Here is a 19,583-nt window from a genome sequence, read left to right on the forward strand (position 1 = left end):
CTACTTGGATTGAAGTCCTTTAATATGCCAGTTTACTTGATAATACTTACAAAAAATCGGTATGTCCGTCTGTGAAGAATGGAATCTAATGCAATTAGTATTGCACTAATTATCCCAATTATATAGAAAATTCGTAGTTATAAGGACTAATGATGTCCATCTCGTTTTGTATAATAAGAGGGTAACTATGTAGAAAGAGTGGGATATATGGTGGATTCACAACAAAATAAAGGCTATCGTGTCATTTCAATGTTCGACAGATTGATGGATGGTCAAGGAATTAGCAAAAAGCAAGAAGCATTTACACATCAAGTTGGTGAAAAAACCATACAACGAGATTTAGATCAAATTCGAGCGTATATTGAAAAAGCTAAACTAGACTGTCATTTAGAATATGTGCGAACAGAAAAAGTGTATAAGCTAACGAATACCGGGAAAAACGTTTTATCCAAAGAACAAGTGCTAGCGATTGTTAAAATACTTATTGAATCAAGAGCGCTTTTAAAATCAGAAATGAGCGATATTATCGATAAACTTATATCGATTGTTGCAGCAGATAAACAAGAGTTTATTCATAATATCATTTTAAATGAGAAGCATTTGTACGTTGACTTAAATCATAAAAAATCTCTTTTACATTTAATATGGGTAATTTCAGAGGCAATTCAAAAGAAAAAAATAATTAAAATTGATTATTTACGAGAGAGTGAGATAATTCCTTCACAAAAGATATTAAAACCTCTTGGTGTTATTTTCTCCGAATACTATTTTTATTTAATAGCTTACGATAGTAAGCATGAGAAGGACCTACCGATTGTCTATCGTATTGATCGTATCCAGCATTTTCTAGAGTTAGATAAGAAATTTCAAATCTCCTACTCCGAACGCTTTCAAGAAGGTGAATTTCGTAAACGCATTCAGTTTATGGATGCAGGTGAGCTGATGCATATTAAGTTTCTTTTTAAGGGGCGTTCGCCACAGGCGGTTTTAGATCGTTTACCGACAGCCAAAATTTTGTCCAATAAAGATGGACAATGCTTGTTTGAAGCGGAAGTTTTTGGTCGTGGTATTAAAATGTGGCTACTTAGTCAAGGGGCGAATATTGAGGTGTTGGAGCCTTTAGAATTGAGAGAAGAAATGATTGAAACAATCCAATCCATGCAGCAAAATTATTTTTATATGTAAACGAGGAAAGTATACTTCATTTTTAAACGCATCGCATATTAGAACAAAAAAGTTATAAGAATGAATGAAAAGTTGACTAAATTCCCTTGCTATTGCCGACTATAAAATGAAGGGGGAATTTACAATGTACTCACTTTCAAATTTCAAATTATTGGTTGAAAAACAGAAAAAAATTGATGCGATTTATCAACATTGCGATGAATTAAAAAAAACAACGATTACACCTAAAATTTCCGAAGAAGTAGAACGATTTTATACATGTTGTAAAACACGTTTAGAACAGCAAGGTTTTAAGGTCACTTTGACATCTTCAAAATTAATTGCAGAGTATAAAGAGGCATTTATTACTATCGATAAGCATTCTAAAGACATCGAAGAATGTATTTTTATTAATTTAAATAATTATGTGGAAGATCAGTTATCCATTATGCTAGACATTGAATATCAACAGTTCGAACAAATCATTACATATAACCTAGATGGTTTTTCAACGGTTATAGAGCAAGTAAACGAAAAATTAAACCAAGCCAAAAATTTTCAAGATGCTTGTAAAGCCGCAAAGCTTATTTATAAAAATAATCAAAACGAAATTTTTCATTCTGCTGACGAGGCAGTAAACTATTATTTTAAGTAAAACACAAGGCATCATCCTTACTAGGGATATGCTCTGTTTCAGATGTCCGTTGGTAAAGAAGTGTTATAACCATGATAAAAGGCATTGCTTGATGCCTTTTATCGACAAGCTAAAGCATACTAGGAGTGCATCTTAGTATGCTGTTTTTAGTTTAAAAAAATAGAGCATTAGGAGTCTTGATCCTTACAATTAAAAGCTTTTCTTATTTTATAGGTATTACAAGCAGTTCCTTGCTCATCGTAAATTTCTTTACCTACGACTAGTTCAGTATTGCGATTAGCGTATTCGTCATAGTTCGTAATCGACAGTACATCGTCGGCAGTCCAGTTTACATTTACACTGCCTTTGGCATCACTAAAATAAATGGTTTGTTCTTCGTCATGTTTTTGATGATATATAATATTGACAATCAAATTGACTCCACCTATAGCGCCACCATAATTGTCATAATAAACTTGTGCTGAATAGTCACCATTTGGTGAAAGAATAGGGCGACCATATTTGATATCGCCTGTATAGAAAAATGTATAAGTAAAATGGTGATAAACAACATAAAGGCAAAATAGTAAGATTGGCATCAACAAATATAAACTCATTTTTTTCATATTCTTCCATACCTCCTGTAAATAATACGAAACTTTTCATTGAAAGTTCCTAGAAAGGTAGTTCTCTTTTAAAAGGGTTTTTGCCAATTTTGGAGAATTGTAAATACTATAAAGGAGGAATAAGATGTTTCCTATTGTAGAGACTGAACGATTAATATTAAGAGAAATAATAGATGAAGATGCAACAGACCTTTTTCGCTGTTTTTCCAATCACCTTGTTACCCAGTATTATGGATTAGAACCCTTTGCAACAATTGAAGAAGCAAAAAAACTAATCGAAACTTTTTCGAAAAATTATAAGGAAAAAAGAGGTATTCGGTGGGGTATAGAGCGGAAAGAAGTAAAGGGCATTATCGGAACCATCGGCTTTAACGCATGGTCACCTAAACATAAGCGGGCAGAAATTGGCTATGAGCTGCACCCCGACTACTGGCGAAAGGGCTATACGAAAGAGGCAGTAGCTGAAATTGTATCCTATGGGTTTGATAAGATGGAACTTAACCGGATTGGGGCAATTGTCTTTATTGAAAATGTAGCATCCAATCAGTTACTAACTCATTTAGGTTTTCACAAAGAAGGCGTATTAAAAGAATATATGTATCAACAAGGGAAAGCACATGATACAAATGTATATGCTATTTTTAATGATAAGCTGTAAAGCCATGAGCCCAAATTCACCTTTCAGTGCGTTTAGGCTCATTGTAAGAAAATAAGATTTACTCCGTCGTTATCGCCAGTAGAAAATTGTCTCGTTCGGATTCTTCTTGCATTTTACTATTGACTAACATTGCACCATACTTTACAGTTGTCATTTTGGCATCGACTAAAAATTGTACATTGACTTTCGCCTTCTTGTTGTTGATAGGACAATCACCTTTAAATTCCACTACATCTTGTCCCTTTTGTGTCTCAAAATAAACCCAATATGGATTTTCGCAAGCTGAAGCAAAAGCTTTTTCGAATGATTGGTTACTATTTTCGATTGAATAGTTTTTGACATATGTAATATATTCATTATCCGTTATGTCTTCTTGTGGACCATAAAAATACCAAAACACGCCTATTATGCCGATTGGTATAATCCATAAAATATTACGCTTACTTAATTTCCCCATTCCCCATCCCCCTTTATAACCATATTTTATCATCTTGCCCCTATTATTTGCTAGCTCAATATAATATTTTCTAACTTAAACATTTTTCTTGTTATCCAAAATCTATATGGGATAAGGAGAAAGAGGTTATGTGCATTTAGTTTTTTTTCTATTTGAAGAGAGCATCGTTGCTTCGCTTCTGACATTAGGAAGTGCTATTTTAAATGGTATACAGTAAAATAGTTGTAGGGTATTTCACAATAAGAGGCTGGGACAAAAGAGAAAAGTGTTAGATAGACTGCCATCAATCTAACACTTACTTGTTGCGCCGTTGTTGTCCGCTACGGAGGTGCTTTCCGCTCAGCACAGTAAGCCGCAACCCTCGCTACGCGCGGAATGCCCGCGTCTTACATTATGTGCTGTTCCGGCCGGAGTCACCACCTCCACTACAACAACTAGTAACCCTTCTAATTTTTTATTTATTGCAAAGCAAGAATAGCTAAGTTAGCCAAGTTCTCCATTCCTTAAATCTTTCTAGTTATGTCCCAGCCTCTTTCCATTTTTAGATAACAAACTACTAAAATATTTAAAAGAAGATGTGATCATTTTATGGGAAAAATCGCTATTTTAGCTGAAAAACCATCGCAGGCACGAGCTTATGCAGAAGCCTTTAAAATTAAACACAAAGAGAAAACGTTTATAGAGTTAGAGCCCTGTTCAACATTTCCTGATGGTGCCATTATTAGTTGGGGGATAGGTCACCTCGTCGAATTAAAGGAACCGAAGGAATATAAAAAGGAATGGGAGAAGTGGTCTTTAGATGCCTTACCGATTATTTTAGACAAATATGAAGATAAAGTTGTTAGTAATGTATACACACAGTTTAATGCGATAAAAAAAATCTTCCACGATCCACAAGTAACCATGATTTATAATGGATGCGATGCTGAGCGTGAAGGATCGAATATTTTTTATTCCATTTATAAAATGACAAAAGTAAAAAAGCCTGTAAAACGTTTATGGATTAACTCTTTAGAGGTGGATGAAATTCGGAAAGGTTTTCAAAATATGCACAGTAACGAGCGCGATTTGCTGATGTATCAAGAAGCAAAAACACGCCAAATTAGCGACTGGCTAGTGGGTATGAACTGTAGTCGTTTATATACATTACTTCTTCAGCAGAAGGGCTTTAAGGGCAGTATTTCTATTGGGCGTGTGCAATCACCAACAGTGTATTTGATTTATAAAAGACGACAAGAAATCGAGAATTTTAAGCCTGAAAAGTTTTATGAAATTGAAGGAGTATTTACAGCCCAAAATGGTATGTATAAAGGTAAGGCGAAAATCAAATCCAATGTTAGAGAAGAAGTAGAGCAGTTATTGAGACAACACGCTATTCAGCCAATGGATATAGGTCAAATTACGAGTGTAACGAATAAGACAAAGCGAATCCAACCACCTAAATTGCACGCATTATCAACTTTGCAGGCAACAGCAAATAGACGCTGGAAATATAGTCCGGCCCACGTGTTAAAATTGACACAGTCGCTATATGAGAAAAAGCTTGTATCGTACCCACGTACCGATTCACAGCTGATAACACCAAATGAATACAATTATTTACACGAAGCACTGCAAAAATATCAACAGCTCATTGGTCAGTCATTTCCCCCTGTTTTAAGAGGCCAACATAAACGTTATGTTGACAGCTCTAATGTAGGCGAGCACTATGCCATTATTCCAACGAAAAAGGTGCCAACAGAAAAAGCGTTGCAGTCAATGGCTGCGGATGAACGAAATATTTATTTTGAAATATTACATACAACGCTTGCAATGTTTCATCATGATTATGAGTATGATGAAAAAACAATTTTAACGGATGTGAAAAATGTAGAATTTAAATCCGTCGGGAAAACAGAGCTTGTAAAAGGTTGGCGGGAGCTTTTCGCTGGCGATAAAGAGCCTTCACATCGTGAGGAAGTTCTACCTGTCGTATCTAAAGGGGAAATCGTCCAAAGTCAAATCGCCATTATGGAAGGAACTACAACGCCACCAAAGCCTTATACAGAAGGGCAACTTATTACAATGATGAAAACATGTGGAAAATCGGTTGAAGATGAGACTGAAATCGAAGTTTTAAATTCTGTAGAAGGTATTGGCACAGAGGCAACACGTAGTGGCATTATTGAAACGATTAAAAAGCATGGGTTTATTGAGGTGAAGAAAAATATTGTCAGTATCACACCTAAAGGGGAACTATTGTGTAGAGCAATTGAAGGAACCTTGCTTTCCAGTCCATCGATGACAGCAAAATGGGAAATTTATTTAAAAAAAATAGGACGTGGTGAAGGATCGGCCAAACATTTTATCGACAGTATTGGCAAATTTATCTATCAGTTAATTGCCGAAGTACCAAACAAAATTAACACAATCACAATTAATGCGGATCAATTTCCAACAAATCCTAAAGCAAAAGATATTGTGACATGCCCAACATGTAAAGTAGGCAAAATTAGCTTGCGCAAGAAATTTTATGGTTGCTCGGAATATAAAAATGGCTGTAAACAAACATTTCCAGAAAGATTATTAGGGAAAAAGCTTACGGAGAAGAATATTAGAGATTTATGTACGAGCGGGAAAACAGCCGAAATGAAAGGTTTTAAAGCAAAAAGTGGCAAGCAATTTAGCGCTGCCCTGCAATTTGTGGAAGGGAAAATTGAATTTGCATTTAATACAAAAAAATAACGTTCATAAAGTTTATTTGGAATGTGCTACTTAAGGTACAAATGGATTGAAATTATGCCTTTTTTATAGAAGGAGTGAAGCGTGTGGATGAGCAGGAACTAGTAGTGAAGGATTACTTGTTACAGGGAATCGAGGCAGGGAATTATTCGCAAGATGGGAAAATGCCAAGTGAACATGCTCTAATGGAAATGTTTGGTGTACCACGTATAAAAGTACGAAATGCCTATGATTTACTAGAGAAAATGGGTTTAATTTATTCGCAGAAGGGGATTGGGCGCTTTTTGCGGGAAAAACAAAAACCACTTGAGGTTGTAATGTCTGGCGATATTAGCTTTAGTGAAAAAATGCTCAAATTTACATCAAACTATCAATCAGTTGTGACGAAAATAGAACAGGTACCTAAAGAACATATTATTTTTAGCAAGCCGTATGTTCAACATAGCGACCTTTACCTAATTGAAAGATTGCGCTTTATTGACGAGGAACCCACAGCAATCCATCGTTCGTATGTCGTTGTTGAAAATATGCCTGCCATTAAGCAGATGAATTATGATTTAACCTCTATCTATACATTTTATCAACAGCATGGTGTAAAACAATTTCGTAGTTCCTTCTCACATTTAGCTGTCAAATTTCCAAATGAACTGGACCGGTCATTGCTTGCATGTGAAATATTGGTGCCTCTCGTCAAGGTAGAATCGGATAGTTGGGATGACGAGCATAATATTTTACTAGAGTACACAGAAATTTTATATCGAACGGATCGCTTCTTTTTTCAAATATAGATTAGATTGACTTCAAACCATTCGTGTTTGAAGTCTTTTTTTATGCTGTAAGACAACCGGAAGATAAATTGCTACGTGACCCCGCCATTTTAATTAAATGCCGTTAATTTTTGTAAAACTTAATTTACATGAACTTCACGAAACCTTTTCACTACTGAACATGGCGCCAAGTTAAGGTATTGGTGAAGGGAGTTGGTCAAGTGAAACGAGCTGAACGGACTAAATTATTAATTGAGGTTGGACGTGAAGAAGCATTACAGATGGCAAATGAAGTTTGTAGTCACCATGAGGTAATTGAAATCCAAGCACCAAGAGAGGGGCTTGTCATGATTAAAATGCGAGAATCGGCACAGCAATCCCTTTTTTATATAGGTGAGACGTTAGTAACAGAAACTAAGGTCAAAATTGGCGAAGCATTTGGTCTTGGCTTAGTTCGCGAATATGAGCCAGAGCTTTCCAAGGCACTGGCCATTATAGATGCTGCTTATAATGGGCAACTACCTGTAGTGGCAAAGTGGGCGAGCGTGTTAACGAAACTGTCACAACGTCTTGACATGAAGCAACAAGATATAAAATGTTCAATTGAACGGACAAAAGTTCAGTTCGACACGATGTCGATATAAGGAGGTAGGGAACATGGAGACGGTACACTTTACGCAACTGACATTTCGTACATTAATGGATTGTTTTGCTCGACCAGGCAGTAAAGGGACGTTACAAACTTTGCATTCCATCGATGGGCTATATCCTCAAACATTATCTGTTTTAATGACATTGTTCGATGGAGAAATCAGCTTTCAAGCAGTGGATGACTCGAAGCGACTTCACCAAGAACTACGTCAATGGACAGGCGCAAAAGTGAAAGATTTCCATGAAGCGGATTTTATCATTGTGCCTGCAAATGCTAACAAAGAGCAAATATTGAAAGTGTTAGAAGTAGTGAAAATAGGGAATTTAATTGATCCACAGCAATCCGCTACAATCGTCATGGAATTGCCACAGCAGTCAAACGAGGTTGTCTATCAATTAACAGGGCCTGGTATTTTGCATAAAGAACTAGTGGAACTGGGATTATCTCCTGATATTTTGGCGTTGCGTGCAATTCGAAATCGAGAGTTTCCGCTAGGAGTCGATTTGATTTTAATAGATGAAAATGGTATGGTGCTCGCTTTACCACGCACAACGAAGTTGGAAGAGGTGAAAAGCTAATGGCGTATGTAGCAGTTCGTGGTGGCGCCGAGGCGATTGAAGCATCTTTAGAGCATTTGCAGTATGAGCGCGTGAAGCGAGGCGCACATATTTCAGTGCATACATTACAGTCCACAATGCGAGGTTTTTTAGATCAAGTCATGTCGGAAAGTAGTTTATATAGTGAACGTTTAGCCTCTTTAGCGATGAAACAAAGCGAGGGCAATGCAGAGGAGGCTGTATTTTTATTACGTGCGCACCGCTCCACATTACCACGCTTGTATTATTCAACTGTAACGAATGCGAGAGAAATGTTTGTCCTACGACGCATATCGGCTAGTTTTAAAGATATTCCAGGAGGGCAAATTTTAGGGGCTTCACACGATTATTTACACCGCTTATTGGATTTTGATTTGCTGGAGGAAACCGTAGCAGATGTTGAGCTAAAAAAGGCGGCATTTGAACAAATAAATAAACCGGAAGAAAGTGAACTTGCATTAGAGCAGCTACCAAAAGTAATGGATTATTTACGCGATGAAGGTCTAATAAGAAAGTTCGCTTTAAATAATCAAGAACCCAAAGATGTGACGAAGCAAGCCATAACGTTTCCAACAAATCGTTCTCAACGTTTGCAAACATTAACAAGGGGACAAACAGGGACGATTACATCTCTTGGTTATGCAGGTCTTCGCGGCTACGGTGCATCACATCCAAATGTTGGGGAGGTACGGGTAGGTTGGCAACCAATTTATGTTGCATTAGAAGACGACGATATGGACCCTTATTATATTGGCGCCATTAAACTAACGGAAGTAGAGTCGTTTATTCCTGTCGATGTAGATGAAGATGGACAACAAGTGTTGGAATTCGATGTTGGCTATGGTGCATGTTTTGGACAAAACGAAACAAAAGCCATTGCGATGTCTATCGTAGATCATGCACTAGAAGTTGGAGGCGATTCTCCAATCCATGACGAAGAATTTGTACTACTTCACGTGGATATGATTGAATCTACAGGATTTATCTCACACTTGAAGATGCCGCATTATGTCACATTCCAAGCGAAGTTAGAACAAATGCGCAGTATAAAAAAGGAGGGGCACCGATGAGCGCAGTACCATTTGCTTTGTTAGACGAACAGTCAAAGCGTGAAATCCGACGAGCAATTTTGAAAGGAATAGCTATTCCTGGCTATCAAGTGCCATTCGCCTCGCGTGAGTTGCCAATTGCCCGAGGGTGGGGAACAGGGGGCTTGCAAGTAACACTCGCATTAATTGGTAAAAATGATGTATTAAAAGTTATTGACCAAGGTTCGGATGACTCCGTCAATGCAGTTAATATAAAAAAGCTTGTGACCAAGACAACGGGTGTTCAAACAACGACTCGTACGCAAGATGCCACGCTTGTACAATCACGCCATCGCATTCCTGAAGTGCCATTGCGTGCAGATCAAGTGTTAGTGCTACAAGTACCAGAGCCAGAGCCGTTGCGGGACATTGAACGGAGTGAATTTAAAACAAAACGTTATCATGCAGAAAAAGAATATAGCGGTGCTTACTTAATGTTGTTTGAACAAATTATGCGCTATAACCAGACTTCTCAAGGGGCAGATTATCCAGTATTAGTCAATGGACGCTACGTCATGAATCCTAGTCCAATTCCGCGGTTTGATAACCCAAAAATACATCAAAGTGAGGCGCTTATACTTTTTGGGGCGGGACGTGAGAAAAAAATTTACGCAGTACCGCCTTATACAAATGTAGAGTCGCTTGCATTTGAAGACTATCCGTTTGTTGTCGAGCAATTTGAAGGAAAGGTGTGCCGAGAAACAGGTCTGTCAGATGTCTTTCTTGATGAGCTTACAGATGAAGTTACGGGTGAAACTTACTATGTTTGTAATGATACAAGTTATATGCAAGAAATATTACAACAAAAGGTGGCAGCAAAATGATGCAAGAACAACCGGTATTATCGATTCGACAGTTATCCAAACAGTACGGTGATGGTTGTACGCATTGTCAGCACGAGGGCATGAAACTAGAAAAAAATTTTTGCCCTGTCTGTAAAACTGTCTATGCATGTCGAAATGTATCGTTAGATTTATATCGAGGAGAAATATTAGGAATTGTCGGAGAGAGTGGCAGTGGTAAATCGACATTGATGAAAAGTCTTTACTTTGATGAGACGGTGACGTCAGGAGAAGGCTATTTAGTAGATTACGAAAATGGGCACAATAATATTTTTACTGAATCGAGTCAAATGAAGCGTCATATACGAAATACGATTTTAGGGATGGTTTATCAAAATCCGATGCTTGGACTGAAAATGGATTTTTCATCCATGAGTAATATTGCAGAAAAGCAAATCGCAGCAGGTAATCGTCATGTTCGTCAGATGGAAGAGCGAAGCCTATCACTTCTACAACATGTTAGAATTCCTGTCCATCGAAGTAAAGAAGCACCGAAAAATTTTTCAGGTGGCATGCAGCAACGGGTTCAAATTGCTAAGGCTATGTCCAATAACCCGCCTATTCTATTACTAGATGAAGTAACGACAGGATTAGACTTGTCTGTACAAGCAGATGTTTTAGATTTAATTAAATCGATACAACGGGAGTTAAATATTTCAATGATTGTTGTATCACATGATTTGGCCGTTATTCGTATGCTTGCTGACCGTACAATTGTCATGCTGAATGGGGAAATTATTGAACATGGGTTAACAGATCAAGTGTTGGAAGATCCACAGCACGAATATACACAACAATTAGTTTACTCATTACTGTAAGGAGGTAAATGATGCTTGCGATTATAAATGGCGTTATTGTGACAGAACAGCAATTTTTAAAAAACCACATTGTATTAGTGGAGGACTATTTAATTAATGCGATTGTCCATGAAGCGGACATTGATTTACATGGTATAGAAGTTTTAGATGCTAAAGGTGGCTATGTATCACCAGGTTTTGTCGATATTCATTCGGATTATATTGAGACGATTGTCAGCCCTCGTCCAACCTCAGTAATGAGCATGAACATTGGTTTACGGGAGAGCGAACGCATTTTAATGACGCATGGCATTACAACAATTTTTCATTCCTTATCCTATTACGGGGATGATAAATACTCACATAAAGCAATTCGTAATCCGGAAAATGTTCAAAAATGTGTTGATGCTATTTACGCTTCACACGAAGAGCCACATTTAATACGACATCGTTTACATGCTCGCTTCGAAATTGATTCCATCGATCAAATACCGAACTTAGAGCGCAATATTAAAGATGGCAAAGTGCATTTGCTATCATTTATGGATCATACACCAGGTCAGGGACAATATCGAAATCTTGAAATCTATAAAAATATTATGCGCGGCTATCGTTCCATGTCAGATCAGGAAGCCAATGTATTAATTCAAAATCAAGTTGATAAGGCGAAAATGACTTTCGATGATATTGAACGACTAAGTCGATTAGCCATTGAGCATAACATTGCGGTTGCTTCACATGATGACGATGATGTAGCAAAACTTCAACTTGTTCAATCGTATGGCACAACAATCAGTGAGTTTCCTATTACACTCGATGTGGCAAAAGAAGCAAAGAAGATGGGGATGCAAACGATTGCTGGTGCACCCAATATTTTAAATGGTGGCTCCCATTCAGGGAATTTAAGCGCCAGTGAGGCGATTCAAGCACAAGTAATCGATATTATTTGTAGTGATTATTATCCTCCTGCAATGTTACACGGGATTTTCGAATTATCGAAACAATATGATGAAGATTTACACCGTTTATTCCAACTTGTGACGATTAATCCTGCACGTGCAGTAAATCTTGATCACGAAATTGGCTCGATTGAGGTTGGTAAAAAGGCAGATATATTAATTATTGAACAGATGGAAGACGGCTATCCCGTTGTTACAACAACCATGGTTGATGGCAACATTATTATGCAAACCAATTATCGCTAAGGGGGGGAAACGATGTTAACTATACACAATTTGCAGAAATCGTTTACTATTCATCATTTACAAAAGACTTTTCCAGCACTTGAAAATATATCATTGCATGTGAAGGAAGGGGGCTTTTTAGGGATTGTCGGTAAAAGTGGCAGTGGCAAATCGACCATCTTAAAAAGTATTTATCGCACTTATATGCCGCAAGCTGGAAACATTATATTCCATTCAGATGCCTATGGTGAGATTGATTTATTACAAGCGACGACTCGACAAATTGTTTATTTGCGAAAACATGAAATTGGTTATGTGTCGCAATTTTTAAACGTCATGCCTCGAACGACAGCATTAGAACTGGTGACACAATCTCTACTAGATGTAGGTGTAGAACAACAAGAAGCTATTACCCGAGCAAAGCAAGCATTACGTCATTTTGATTTGGAGGAAAAATTATGGAATAGTTATCCAAATAATTTTTCAGGTGGAGAGAAACTTCGTTTAAATATTGCTTGTGCGATCGTGAAAGAGCCACGCCTCCTTCTTTTAGATGAACCTACTGCTAGCTTAGATCAAGCCTCGAAAGTTAAGGTAAGGGAATCCATCGAAAAGCTAAAAGCACAAGGAACTACTTTAATTGGTATTTTTCATGATTTAGAGTTTATGGAAGGCCTGTGCGATGATGTTTTTACAATGATGAAAATTAGCGACAAGGAAGTGTTAGCGTGAAAATTGATTTGCATACACATAGTCGTTATTCCGATGGTAGCGAAACTTTGATGCAATTATTTCAGCAAGCGAAGGCAGCAGGTATCACACATCTAGGCGTTGTTGACCATGATACAACAGCTCACCATGCGGAGGGGCGTAAACTTGCGGCACAATTCAATATCGAATTTATTGCTGGTGTTGAAATATCGGCCTATGACTTTAAGCGTCAGCGAAAAGTCCATATGCTTGGCTATGGTTTTCAAGGTCAATGTCCACATATTCAAGCACTTTGTACACCACTACTTGCTCGCCGGCACGCCCATTCATTATGGCAATTAGCGCGCATACAGGAGGCGGGGTTCCCGCTCGATGCAAAGCAGGCACTCGCCTTTGCTCGCGAAAGCGGTACATTATATAAACAGCATATTATGAATGCGTTGACAGAAGAGGCATATAGTTCAAAATACTATCAAACATTGTATCGCTCATTATTTAAAACAGGAGTAGCAGCAGGGGATATTGTTTATGTTGATGCATTTGATGCATTGCAAGCCATTCATGCTGATGGTGGAGTCGCTGTCGTTGCCCATCCTGGTCAGTTAGACTCTTTCGATATCACGGAGGAGCTTGTGCAAGAAGGGCTTGATGGAATCGAGTTACTTCATCCTGATCACACACCTGTGCATATGGAACAGGTGCAACAATTAGCTCAAAAATATCATTTAATTACAACAGGTGGATCAGATTATCATGGTCGTTATGGTGCACCTGTACAATTAGGGCAATATACATTATCCAATTTACAAACTGCCGTTTTTATTTAGTGAATGTAAAATTTTATTAAGAAAAATGCGGAGCTATTTTCAAGCGCTTTCCGAGATGATTAAATGGGGCATGTAGAGCAAAACTACAAAAACTGAAGTGAAAAAGGAGAAGAATAATGAACAAACGATGGTTATCAATTTTGATGGGCATGTTGACTGTACTTTTTTTAGCTGCTTGTAGTTCGGAAAATGGAACAAGTGAAACAAAGAAAGCCAATGCAAAATCAGATGGACCACTTGTAATGGTTTGGTATCCAAATGAATCAGGTTCTGAAATGGCTCCTTCTCGTGATGCTTTTGGTGCCATTTTTGAAAAGGCAACAGGGCGTAAAGTAGAACATAAATTAACGACAGATTATGCGATTGCGATTGAATCAATTGCCAATGGCAATGCACATATTGCTTTTATGGGAGCGCAAGGGTATATCGAAGCGAAGGACAAAAGTAAAGATGTCGAACCCTTAGTTGTACCATCCGGAGAGTCTGGTACATTAGACGATGCGGTCTATTATAGCTGGCTAGCGGTTCCAAAGGATCAGGCACAACAATATCAAAAGAATGGTAAATATACGTTAGATACAACGGAAGGCAAAACGATTTCTTTCGTCTCTGCTTCTTCAACATCAGGTTTCAAAGTACCAACAAGTTCAATTATTTCTCACTTTAGCGATAAAAATTTAACTGAAGAAGCTTTAATGGAAGGCAATGAAGTATATCCTGAAGTCTTATTTGGGGATTCTCACCAAGGGTCAGCTGTCAATATGTTGATGGAGCGCTCTGATATCGCAGCATTTTGTGATACATGTGTGGAGGCTTATGTTGAGCTAGTGGAAGGAAAAGAAAGTACACCAGGTGCAGTTTATAAGGTAAAAGATAATGCTGCAGCACCGTTTAACACGTTAACAGGAAAAGAATTTGTGCTGATACAGGTAACACCAGTACTTAACGCTCCATTCGTAGTCAATACGTCGGTATTAAGCGAAGAAGATATTAAGACATTAAAAGAACACTTAATCTCGGATGAAACAACCAATAACAAAAGTATTTTTGTACCAAAAGATTCCGGCGATTCTGGATTGTTCTATAGGGCGGCGGACGAGCGTTTCTTAGAAGTGGAAGATGCTTGGTTTAATCCAATTCGCGAACTATCAAAATAATACTGTACAGGGCTTTTATCTTTAAAGATAGAAGCCTTTTTCAAAAAAGTCTCAGAGATTTTCCATGCTATCAGCTTTATCAAATTACGATACAAGGAGAGAGAATAATGACTACTATTGTATTGGAAAGACAGCCCCTGCAGTCAGCATTTACTGTTGCTCCAGAAAGAGAGCAAGCAAACACGATTTTGCAGCTTCATAAAATTGCTAAAAGCTATGACCATAAGTCCATGGTGTTAAATGATATCAATCTTTCCTTGCAAGAAGGCGAGTTTGTATCCATTATAGGTCAATCGGGTGCAGGGAAATCAACATTGCTACGCTGCATTAATCGAATGATTGAACCGTCCAAAGGAGAAATTATTTTTGATCAGCAAGATATTACGTCTATCAATAAAAGAGCAATGCGGCAACAACGTGCCAAAATGGGCATGATTTTTCAGCATTATAACTTAGTTTCCCGTCTAACTGTATTTGAAAATGTGTTGCATGGTCGGTTTGGTTATAAATCCACGATGCAAGGTATCCTAAGTATTTATACAGAAGAAGAGAAACGACTTGCATTATCGATATTAGAAAAGCTGAATATGAAGGATCAAATTTATAAACGTTGTGACCAGTTAAGTGGTGGTCAAAAGCAACGAGTAGGGATAGCAAGGGCATTAGTGCAAGAGCCAAAGTTATTGTTATGTGATGAGCCTATCGCATCCCTTGATCCCAATTCATCGAAGGTCATTATGGATCACTTAAAGGAAATTTCACAGTCTATGGGCATTACTGTGTTAGTGAATTTACATCAAGTCGACGTTGCCATGCGTTATTCTGATCGAATTATCGGATTACGTAAAGGGGAGAAAGTATTTGATGATATCCCGAAGCAGTTAAACCAGCTTGCTATACGTAACATTTATGGAACAAGTGTAGATGAACTAATTACGGAATAAAAGGTTCGGAGGGTATGATGACAGAGGCGAATATTTTACGTAGGAAAAAGTGGCGAATGACAGGTGTAATGATTGTTCTGATTGTATTAACGTACGGCTCAGCAGCCATTACAAAGTTTAATATAATAGAAGGTTTATATGCGATTCCTAGTACACTTGCATGGATGATTAATAATTTAATTCCTTCAACTGAAACAATAGAAAATATACCAAAAGTATTACAACGCCTTTGGGAGACGATTATTTTATCCGTCATAGCTTCTACTACAGCAGCCGTATTTGCTTTGCTTTTTGCAATATTAGGGGCGCAAACGACACAATTCAATCGTTTCTTTGGCTTTGTAGCACGGTTCATTGCATCCATTTTTCGTAATGTTCCAGTAATCGCATGGGCGCTTGTTCTTGTTATTTCATTTGGACATAATGTTGTAACGGGCTATTTCGCTCTATTTTTCTCGACGTTTGGCTTTTTAGTTCGGATGTTTATTGAAACAATTGATGAGGCAAGTTCAGACGGAGTAGAGGCGCTAATGGCCACAGGGGCTACATATTTTCAAATGGTATGGAAAGGCGTATTACCAGATACGATGCCTCAGATGCTTAGTTGGATATTTTATATGATTGAAACCAATATTCGAAGTGCGACATTAGTTGGATTATTAACAGGTACAGGTATTGGTTATCTATTTGATCTTTACTATAAAAAACTGGATTATAATATGCTAGGGCTTATTACCATTATGATTATCGCGGTTGTGTTTATTATTGAATTTACATCAAACAAAGTAAGGAAGGTGATTTCTTAATGCACGTGTCACCTTTAGAGACAAATGTCAAAGTAAGAAATGGTCGAATTCAAATCACTAAAATGACAAAGGCGAATATCGTCATGCGTCTTGTACTATGGGCACTACTGTTATTTACACTGATTGGACCATTTTTGCTTGATTATGGGACAATTACATGGTCAACAGCCATTTCCTTAACGCTAGGTAATTTAAAGATGATGTTTTTAGAACCTGCCTTTCATCAAATTACATTTGCTACAGCGTTAAAGCAAATTAGTATAACACTTGCATTAGCTTTTTTAGCAACGATTTTAGGAGCAGTACTCTCTTTTTTCCTTGCTATTTTTAGCGCGAAAAACTTAGTCCCTTCAATGGTGTCAAATGGGATAATCGCTTTTAACTCATTTATTAGAGCAGTACCTACAGTCCTGTGGGTGTTAATCTTTGCGATTGTTGCAGGTCTCGGTGCAATTGCTTGTGTACTGGGGATGATGTTGCATACCATTGCTTACTTAACAAAGGCATTTGCTGAATCATTTGAGGAGTTAGAAGAAGGTACTATAGAAGCATTGCGGGCCTCAGGAGCGAATTGGTGGCATATTGTATGGCATGCTGTTGTTCCGCAGTCTTCGTCCTATATGGTGTCGTGGATTTTTTTACGCTTTGAAACGAACTATGGTGTGGCAGTGGCGATGGGTGCAGCGGCGGCGGCAGGTGGTATTGGCTTTGAGTTATTTATGGCTTCTAGTTTTTACTATGATTTACACGAAGTTGGGATGATTACGTATTGCGCTCTTATTGTCGCCATCATCTTAGAGCTTGTTTCCCTTCGTATTAAAAGAAAATTAATGGCGAAATCATAAAATGAAGTGCAGAAGAAGATTTGACTTAGAACACACTGTAGGCAAATTCTAATCCTAAAAGAAACGAACGATAATAAAAATAACACCCTAATGATGGTCATTTCACACATCAATTAGGGTGTTATTTGTCGTTTAGATTTTAAAGCTACGCACCATCTGATTAAGTGAATCAGAAATGCTCGTTAATGTTTGCGCAACACTTTGAATTTCTTCCATAGAAGCTAACTGTTCTTCAGTTGCTGCGACCACTTCGTGTGTGCTTTCGGAATTTTCCTTAAAGAGTGAAGAAACGATTTCATATTGTTGGGTAACCGTTGTAAAATCGGCTGTTAGTTGTTCTGTTGTGGCAGCTATTTCTTGTACTTTACCTGTGACATGGGCAATGGATAGCATAATATCTTGAAATTGTACGGAAGTAGTAGATGTTAATTGAACGCCACTACCGACATTTGTTTGCACTTTTTGTATCGTTTGAACGGTTTCATTGGTTGTCTCTTGAATACGTGTAATGAGTGCTTTGATTTGATTTGTCGAGCCACTGGATTGTTCAGCTAATTTTCGTACTTCTTCTGCAACTACGGCAAATCCTTTTCCATGCTCTCCTGCACGGGCCGCTTCAATGGCCGCATTTAAGGCAAGGAGATTTGTTTGATTGGCAATGTCATTTATCAATGTTGTGATTTCACCAATTTTGACAGCATCTTCAGCGAGTGAATTGATATTTTTATTTGTTTCGTCTACCGATTGTGAAATGGCCTCCATGGACGAAACAATTTCTTTAACGGATTGAGCTCCTTGATCCGCCTGTCTACTAACTTCATTCGTATCTTCTGAAACATCAGCTGTATAATGTGTCATACTTTCTAAACTTTGCAATGCTTGCACGATGGCAATAGTGCTTTCGTGTAAAATGTTCGCTTGGCTATCCATACTCGTCGAGACATCTTGTATATTTTCCGTAATTTGATGAGAAGATCGTTTTGATTGTTCCGCACTCGCTGAAAACTCTTCGGAAGACGCTGCTACTCGCTCGGATGAAGAGCTAATTTGTGTCATCATTTGTCTTAATGAAGAAATGAAGTGGTTAAATGAAGTAGCCACTTCCCCTAATTCATCTTTGTTTTTTACTTGGATCGTTTTAGTTAAATCGCCGTTTCCGTGTGCGATATCATTCATCTGAATATTTAGTTGGCGCAATGGTTTTAAAATGGATTGATAAAGTAAAACGCCTAAAATGATTCCAGATACTGTGGCAACTATCGCAACTCCGAGTAGAAGTGCTTGGCTCATTTTAGATTGTGATTTCAAGCTAGCGCTTGCTACTTCTGTTTGTTGATCTATTTGTGCAATAAAACGTTCAAACGAAGGGTCAAGTACTTCTTTCCGTATTCTTCGTTCTTCCCCAAAATGAATTTCAGCTGCTTTTTTAGGGTCTATCGTATGATTGTGAATAACTAATTGAACTTGATTCCAATATTTTTCGTAATTTGCCTTAATGTCATCAATGGTCTGTTGCTCTGAGGATATGATGGAAAAGGCATATAATTGATTAAATTGGTTTATAATATCGTTTGATTTTTCCTCCATTTGTGACACGAATGTTGGATCATTTGTTAATAGTAATGCTCGCTCATCATTTGAAAGACCGGCAAGCCGATATTGAATTTGCTTGGTGATTGTTTTAATTTCCATCAGATTATTTACCTCATTATTTTGTGAGACAATCTTCGATAAAGACCATGTCCCAAATCCACCTACGGCCATGATTGACAACACAAAAATTGAAGTAACAAGAATAAGTCTTGTTTTAATACGCATACAAATCCTCCATCTATTTCGATAAATTAACTTTGCTTTAAGAAAGCAAAAAGTGATAGAGATAAATAGTGATATGGTCGACTAACACCAAATGGGGTATTAACATCTTGCTTTTATAACTATTATCTTTTGCAATAAGTATTCATCTACTTGTAGTGTCCTTTATCAAACTATAATGGCTTAACAGTTTGATATTTTTTTCAGTACTAAAATAGAATAAGAGAAAAGCAGTTATGTACTTCACTGGCTTTATCAATAAAGTAACCTAATTTGCGTCTTATATTATTTA

General features: G+C 37.6%; 20 protein-coding genes. 17 read left to right on the plus strand and 3 right to left on the minus strand.

Features of this window, described 5'->3' with window-relative positions; all coding sequences use genetic code 11:
* The first annotated feature begins 207 nt into the window (after positions 1–207).
* Positions 208–1,185 carry a helix-turn-helix transcriptional regulator gene (locus LS41612_RS10130; protein WP_029747070.1) on the plus strand — a complete coding sequence of 326 codons (978 nt, stop codon included), beginning with the start codon at positions 208–210 and terminating at the stop codon, positions 1,183–1,185.
* Between the two features lie 124 nt (positions 1,186–1,309).
* Positions 1,310–1,819 carry a hypothetical protein gene (locus tag LS41612_RS10135; protein ID WP_024360983.1) on the plus strand — a complete coding sequence of 170 codons (510 nt, stop codon included), beginning with the start codon at positions 1,310–1,312 and terminating at the stop codon, positions 1,817–1,819.
* A gap of 167 nt (positions 1,820–1,986) precedes the next feature.
* Here the strand turns inward: LS41612_RS10135 and LS41612_RS10140 are convergent, their stop codons facing one another.
* A complete protein-coding gene (locus tag LS41612_RS10140) occupies positions 1,987–2,415 on the minus strand; it encodes a DUF5412 family protein (protein WP_147294336.1) in 429 nt (142 codons plus the stop codon).
* Between the two features lie 133 nt (positions 2,416–2,548).
* Between LS41612_RS10140 and LS41612_RS10145 the strand changes: the two genes are divergently transcribed.
* Entirely contained in the window at positions 2,549–3,082 is a 534-nt protein-coding gene (locus tag LS41612_RS10145) for a GNAT family N-acetyltransferase (RefSeq protein ID WP_024360981.1), read from the plus strand.
* A gap of 58 nt (positions 3,083–3,140) precedes the next feature.
* On the opposite strand, the gene LS41612_RS10150 is transcribed toward LS41612_RS10145, so the two are convergent.
* Positions 3,141–3,539, minus strand: a complete 399-nt coding sequence (locus LS41612_RS10150; protein ID WP_024360980.1) for a hypothetical protein — start codon at positions 3,537–3,539, stop codon at positions 3,141–3,143.
* 588 nt (positions 3,540–4,127) lie between these two features.
* On the opposite strand from LS41612_RS10150, the gene LS41612_RS10155 reads away from it, so the two are divergent.
* From LS41612_RS10155 to LS41612_RS10220, 14 genes are all read left to right on the plus strand, one after another.
* The gene (locus LS41612_RS10155) at positions 4,128–6,263 is read left to right on the plus strand and encodes a type IA DNA topoisomerase (RefSeq protein WP_024360979.1); all 2,136 of its coding nucleotides are present in this window, start codon (positions 4,128–4,130) and stop codon (positions 6,261–6,263) included.
* 83 nt (positions 6,264–6,346) lie between these two features.
* On the plus strand, positions 6,347–7,048 hold the full coding sequence (locus tag LS41612_RS10160; RefSeq protein WP_024360978.1) for a GntR family transcriptional regulator: 702 nt from the start codon (positions 6,347–6,349) through the stop codon (positions 7,046–7,048).
* A gap of 200 nt (positions 7,049–7,248) precedes the next feature.
* Positions 7,249–7,671, plus strand: coding sequence for a phosphonate C-P lyase system protein PhnG (phnG, locus tag LS41612_RS10165; protein WP_024360977.1), 423 nt, complete (start codon positions 7,249–7,251; stop codon positions 7,669–7,671).
* 13 nt (positions 7,672–7,684) lie between these two features.
* A complete protein-coding gene (gene phnH / locus LS41612_RS10170; protein WP_024360976.1) occupies positions 7,685–8,257 on the plus strand; it encodes a phosphonate C-P lyase system protein PhnH in 573 nt (190 codons plus the stop codon).
* The gene (locus tag LS41612_RS10175; RefSeq protein WP_024360975.1) at positions 8,257–9,345 is read left to right on the plus strand and encodes a carbon-phosphorus lyase complex subunit PhnI; all 1,089 of its coding nucleotides are present in this window, start codon (positions 8,257–8,259) and stop codon (positions 9,343–9,345) included. Before phnH ends, LS41612_RS10175 begins: the two co-directional genes overlap by 1 nt.
* A complete protein-coding gene (locus LS41612_RS10180) occupies positions 9,342–10,187 on the plus strand; it encodes an alpha-D-ribose 1-methylphosphonate 5-phosphate C-P-lyase PhnJ (RefSeq protein WP_024360974.1) in 846 nt (281 codons plus the stop codon). The genes LS41612_RS10175 and LS41612_RS10180 overlap by 4 nt, the downstream gene beginning before the upstream one ends.
* A complete protein-coding gene (locus LS41612_RS10185; protein ID WP_370510657.1) occupies positions 10,187–11,023 on the plus strand; it encodes an ATP-binding cassette domain-containing protein in 837 nt (278 codons plus the stop codon). Before LS41612_RS10180 ends, LS41612_RS10185 begins: the two co-directional genes overlap by 1 nt.
* A gap of 11 nt (positions 11,024–11,034) precedes the next feature.
* Positions 11,035–12,207 (plus strand): phosphonate metabolism protein PhnM, encoded by a 1,173-nt coding sequence (phnM, locus tag LS41612_RS10190; protein WP_024360972.1) that lies wholly within the window; start codon positions 11,035–11,037, stop codon positions 12,205–12,207.
* A gap of 12 nt (positions 12,208–12,219) precedes the next feature.
* Positions 12,220–12,918, plus strand: a complete 699-nt coding sequence (gene phnL / locus LS41612_RS10195; RefSeq protein WP_024360971.1) for a phosphonate C-P lyase system protein PhnL — start codon at positions 12,220–12,222, stop codon at positions 12,916–12,918.
* Positions 12,915–13,724, plus strand: coding sequence for a PHP domain-containing protein (locus tag LS41612_RS10200; RefSeq protein WP_024360970.1), 810 nt, complete (start codon positions 12,915–12,917; stop codon positions 13,722–13,724). The genes phnL and LS41612_RS10200 overlap by 4 nt, the downstream gene beginning before the upstream one ends.
* Before the next feature lie 116 nt (positions 13,725–13,840).
* The gene (locus LS41612_RS10205) at positions 13,841–14,881 is read left to right on the plus strand and encodes a PhnD/SsuA/transferrin family substrate-binding protein (protein ID WP_024360969.1); all 1,041 of its coding nucleotides are present in this window, start codon (positions 13,841–13,843) and stop codon (positions 14,879–14,881) included.
* Between the two features lie 107 nt (positions 14,882–14,988).
* Entirely contained in the window at positions 14,989–15,825 is an 837-nt protein-coding gene (gene phnC / locus LS41612_RS10210; protein ID WP_024360968.1) for a phosphonate ABC transporter ATP-binding protein, read from the plus strand.
* Positions 15,826–15,839: 14 nt separating this feature from the next.
* Positions 15,840–16,631, plus strand: a complete 792-nt coding sequence (gene phnE / locus LS41612_RS10215) for a phosphonate ABC transporter, permease protein PhnE (protein WP_305981527.1) — start codon at positions 15,840–15,842, stop codon at positions 16,629–16,631.
* Entirely contained in the window at positions 16,631–17,476 is an 846-nt protein-coding gene (locus LS41612_RS10220; RefSeq protein ID WP_024360966.1) for a PhnE/PtxC family ABC transporter permease, read from the plus strand. The genes phnE and LS41612_RS10220 overlap by 1 nt, the downstream gene beginning before the upstream one ends.
* Before the next feature lie 132 nt (positions 17,477–17,608).
* On the opposite strand, the gene LS41612_RS10225 is transcribed toward LS41612_RS10220, so the two are convergent.
* Positions 17,609–19,294, minus strand: coding sequence for a methyl-accepting chemotaxis protein (locus LS41612_RS10225; protein ID WP_024360965.1), 1,686 nt, complete (start codon positions 19,292–19,294; stop codon positions 17,609–17,611).
* Between the last annotated feature and the right edge of the window lie 289 nt (positions 19,295–19,583).

Source organism: Lysinibacillus sphaericus (genome assembly GCF_002982115.1).
In the GTDB taxonomy this organism is placed as follows: domain Bacteria; phylum Bacillota; class Bacilli; order Bacillales_A; family Planococcaceae; genus Lysinibacillus; species Lysinibacillus sphaericus.